Genomic DNA, 4,271 nt, shown 5'->3' with positions numbered 1-4,271 from the left:
TTTGCTATTAGTATTATATCAAGCTTGTTCAGTATTCAGCGTCGTTTTCTCTTCTCCGGTAACCGTAATTTCATCACTATCATAATTAAATGTGTCCGTTATAGAAGGGGTAGACGGTACAGACGATTTATTTGCTAACTCAGAAGACTTTTGATCTAAATAGTCTCTTACTTCTCGTTTACCAAGCAACTCCATGGCATCATCTTGATTACTTTTCTTTATATATTCCTTTGGAATATATTGTTCAATATAATCAAAATCAGATGCTTTTTGTAATAAGTATGGTGATAAAAATTTTAACGATTCTTTACCACTTTTTTTAGCCAATAAATAAGTAATACATATACTAGCATCGCTTAACTTGTTACATAATTCTTTTGTTTGATCTGTAAGCTGTTGCTTTACTGATTCAACAACTTTTAATGCTTCTAATACCTGGTCTTTTGTTTCTGCTATCTCATAGGCTTTTTAAGTTCTTTTATAACATCTAATTTCTTTGCTAATTCATTTATTTCAATAACAATAGGGTTTTGAAGGCCTTTTATAGAGGTAAGACTAGCAGTACTTGCTGAAATGTTTACTTCTCATAATATACCTATTAATAAATTTAACATATTTCTATATTCAGATATTAATTTTTATTAATAAATAATAATCTTACTTAAAAAATAATAAACTTATTAAATAGTGATAAATATATCACATGATATGTTATTCCTGCGGCAGCAGAAAGCTAAAAAAGTAAATTATTGTTATACCATGGCTTGACTATTTCATCCCGTGGTCAAGCCACGGGATGACAGCAAAGAAGTCTGGATTTCTGCGACCAACGGAATAATATATATTATATCGAACAAGCATTACTGCCGTTATCATCATCTTCACGGATAAATTTTTGCTTTACCTTAGAATTATTATTATACGGCTTACTATTTTTTACCGGTGGATAATTTACAGGCTCATAATTTGTAACGGGCGGTGCATAATTTTGGTTTACCATAGCATTTGGACAAGTATATTTTGATATATCACGCTTAGTTTCTCTAAGCATTGCTTTTATCTGATTTAATTCCTCTTGCATCTTTTTTTCTTTATCGCTATCGTCTTTTCTAACCTTTTTATTCGCTCTACTTAAAGTCATATCATCATCGGATTCAGCGAAGCCGGCTTCTGCTTTTTGCCTTGCTATATCCCTTTTAATCATCTTAAGATACATTTCACGATTTCTCTTTACAGGATCGATTCTTTCTCCTCTTAAAGGACTATCATAGTCATCATCATCGTCGTTATCATAATCAAGATTATCTTCTACTATATTCTTTTTAGCCAAAGTAATATATTTATTATTATATACAGGTTTTCTCTTGCCGCCTTTAGCACCTTTACTATCAACCAATCTATTATTTGCGGATCTTTGAAAATAGCTTCTAAAATTATCTGTACAAGCTGAAAGTACAAACATTCCTAAAAATAATATTATAATTTTTTTTAACATATATTTATATTCCAAAACTTTTATTAGACTTCCTGTATAACGTAGCTAATAAGGAGGAATTTGTAGGAGACACGGAACGCAGCACCGCAGCGTACGCTTTGGTACGTGAGGATACGAGTACCGGATCGACGCACAAATTACCCTTAGAAGCAAGTTATGCAGAAAGTCTATTATGATTAATGCCACATAATAGCCAAACTTGCAAGAATAAAGAGCCGAACTGCTATGTACTTAATTAAATTATTGTTATTCTGAGGTATTTTTGGTCTTGTTGTATGTCTCCCACCCCATCATTGCGAGCGACTAAAAGGAGCGTGGCAATCTCAGGACTTTAGCACGAGATTGCTTCGTCAAAACTTACAGTTTTTCCTCGCAATGACGGAAAACAAAACTTAAATCACCTCTTCTATTAGGTTACTTAATAGCTTATGCCCTTCTTTTCTTCTTTTTAATAAATTTTGTGAAGCATCCTCTAATATCTTAGGATTACTTATCAAATCGAGTATTTTATCTGCTAATTTTCCTGCAGAAATATTATTCTGCTCTAAACACCATCCTGCTTTTTTATCTTCCAATAATTTTGCATTGTAGTATTGATGATTATCCGCAGCACTAGGCAGTGGAATAAAGATTGCCGGCAACCCTATATAGGTCAACTCTTCTATAGTAGATGCTCCTGCTCTTGAAATCACTAAATCGGCTTCTTTATATTGCAATGCCATATTCTCAAAAAATTCGGCAAATTCATAATTAATGTTTAATTTCGAGTATATATCTTTTATTTTTACTTGATCATCTAATGCTGCTTGCTGGATTATATTTAATTCAAGACCTGGCTGTTTTTGCATTAAAATTTGGATACTTGCAGGTATCAGCTCTGAAAATAACTTAGCTCCTTGACTACCGCCAAAGATGAATATAGTAAAGATATTATCAGTGGAAGGCTTGTCACCCCGTGGCTTGACCACATGGTCCAGTGGTTTTATTAAAGACTTTTTGGACCCCGTGGTCAAGCCACGGGGTGACATTATATCCCTAATATTTTCTCTAACTACCCCACCGGTAACTACTATTTTACTTTTTGCAAATTCCGGTAAATTTTTTATTTTTTCATAAGAAATAGCTATCTTTTTAGTAAAGCTTGCAAAAAATTTATTAACTTTTCCAAGGTAAGAATTCTGTTCATGAATTATAATCGGTACTCTTAAAAAAATTGCCGCAAACATTGGAGCTATAACAGGATAACCGCCAAATCCTATAATAGCTGAAGACCTGATATTATATAATAATCTAATAGCCTTTAAAACTGCAATTGATAACCTAGGTAAAAACAAGAAAATATTACCTGAGCGTTTTAAATCTAGGATATGAAAAATTACTTTCATATCCTGTTTTATATATTTTTTGCATCTTAAATCAGTAATAAAATGAACTTCATACCCACGTTTCACTAACTCTTCCCCAAGAGCGACTGCCGGAAAAAAATGTCCCCCAGTCCCTCCTGCTACCAAAATGATTTTTTTCATATTTCAATATTACGAATTTTGTACGAATTTAACGGCGTTCGGTGTCTTGTAAAACCAAGAAGCATACCGGTAGCGATAGCTATTGCAAGCGTTGAAGAACCACCGTAACTAATAAACGGCAATGTCATACCTTTAGTAGGAAGTAAATGTAAAGTCACACCCATATTAATTATTGCCTGAAGCCCTAATTGTGCAATTATACCGCTAGCAGCGAATTGTACAAATTTATCTGTTTCATTTAATAACTTAATAAGACTTCTTAATACTATAAAAGCAAATATACCTATAACAATCAGGCAAATAATAGCCCCAAACTCCTCACCAGCTACGGCAAAAATAAAGTCCGTATGGGAATCGGGTAGTACCTGCTTTATTGCTCCCTCCCCTGGACCGCGTCCATATAAACCGCCATGCTCAAAAGCCTTAAGAGACTTACTAACTTGATAATTCTCGCTACTATCGGAATCTAAAAATGAATTAATTCTTTGCGTTACGTGAGGTAACCAAAAATAAGCAACAGTTACTCCTATCATTCCTAAAAAACCCGCTAGAACAATCCAAAATATCGGCATACCTGCAATAAACAGCTGAATACCAAAAACTGCCGTAATCATTACAAGCATTCCAAAATCCGGCTGAATAATTAAGAGAATAGCAACAATAGAATAAAGTATTACACAAATCGTAAAATTTGGAAAATCATCATTAAATTTTAGCGATAATATCCAGCCCGTAACAACTGCAAAAAACGGTTTGATAAATTCCGAAGGTTGAATAGATAGACCTAGAATATTAATCCATCGCACTGCTCCTTTTACTTCATAGCCAAAAAATTTAACTGCTACTAATAAAACTATACTAGCAATAAACCCAACTATTGCAAAACGCCTTAACCATTTCTTATTAAGACATGAAAATAATAATATAAGCCCTGAAGCGGCAGCTAAATAAAATATTTGTCTAGATGCAAAATAACTTTCTTCAAGACCTATTCTACTTGCTACTGCTGAACCTGAGGTAGTAACAAGCATTAGACTAAAAGCAAATAAGATAATTAAAGAAATTATTATTTGCCTATCGGTACTCCGCCACCATAATTTTATAAAGTTATTAGATATTTCGTTATTCAAATTTTTCCTATTCTTTTATGGCTATATTGATGATGTTATTGCATGGATCGGAAAACACACTCGATGTCACCCCGTGGCTTGACCACGGTATCCAGAAAAACAATAAAAAATACTAATAAT

Annotated in this window: 5 protein-coding genes and 1 pseudogene; 2 read left to right on the top strand and 4 right to left on the bottom strand. The window is 33.2% G+C overall.

The features are described 5' to 3' along the window. Positions 1-18: 18 nt before the first annotated feature. Both MB29_RS07215 and MB29_RS07210 read right to left on the bottom strand, forming a co-directional pair. On the bottom strand, positions 19-327 hold the full coding sequence (locus MB29_RS07215; RefSeq protein WP_032139669.1) for a hypothetical protein: 309 nt from the start codon (positions 325-327) through the stop codon (positions 19-21). Between the two features lie 517 nt (positions 328-844). Continuing rightward, positions 845-1,495, bottom strand: coding sequence for a hypothetical protein (locus tag MB29_RS07210; RefSeq protein WP_032139668.1), 651 nt, complete (start codon positions 1,493-1,495; stop codon positions 845-847). Between the two features lie 8 nt (positions 1,496-1,503). On the opposite strand from MB29_RS07210, the pseudogene MB29_RS10860 reads away from it, so the two are divergent. Then, positions 1,504-1,668, top strand: a pseudogene (locus MB29_RS10860) (palindromic element RPE1 domain-containing protein); the annotation flags it as partial. A gap of 219 nt (positions 1,669-1,887) precedes the next feature. Here MB29_RS10860 and murG read toward each other — a convergent pair. Continuing rightward, a complete protein-coding gene (murG, locus tag MB29_RS07205) occupies positions 1,888-3,021 on the bottom strand; it encodes an undecaprenyldiphospho-muramoylpentapeptide beta-N-acetylglucosaminyltransferase (RefSeq protein WP_032139667.1) in 1,134 nt (377 codons plus the stop codon). After that, the gene (gene ftsW, locus MB29_RS07200; RefSeq protein ID WP_032139666.1) at positions 3,018-4,151 is read right to left on the bottom strand and encodes a putative lipid II flippase FtsW; all 1,134 of its coding nucleotides are present in this window, start codon (positions 4,149-4,151) and stop codon (positions 3,018-3,020) included. Before ftsW ends, murG begins: the two co-directional genes overlap by 4 nt. A gap of 17 nt (positions 4,152-4,168) precedes the next feature. Between ftsW and MB29_RS14525 the strand changes: the two genes are divergently transcribed. Then, a complete protein-coding gene (locus MB29_RS14525) occupies positions 4,169-4,267 on the top strand; it encodes a permease (RefSeq protein ID WP_233419025.1) in 99 nt (32 codons plus the stop codon). Positions 4,268-4,271 lie beyond the last annotated feature (4 nt).

Origin of the sequence: Rickettsia tamurae, assembly GCF_000751075.1 — a bacterium.
GTDB lineage: Bacteria > Pseudomonadota > Alphaproteobacteria > Rickettsiales > Rickettsiaceae > Rickettsia > Rickettsia tamurae.
The sequence above is the reverse complement of the archived record's forward strand: the minus strand, read 5'-3'. Positions and strand labels throughout refer to the sequence as shown.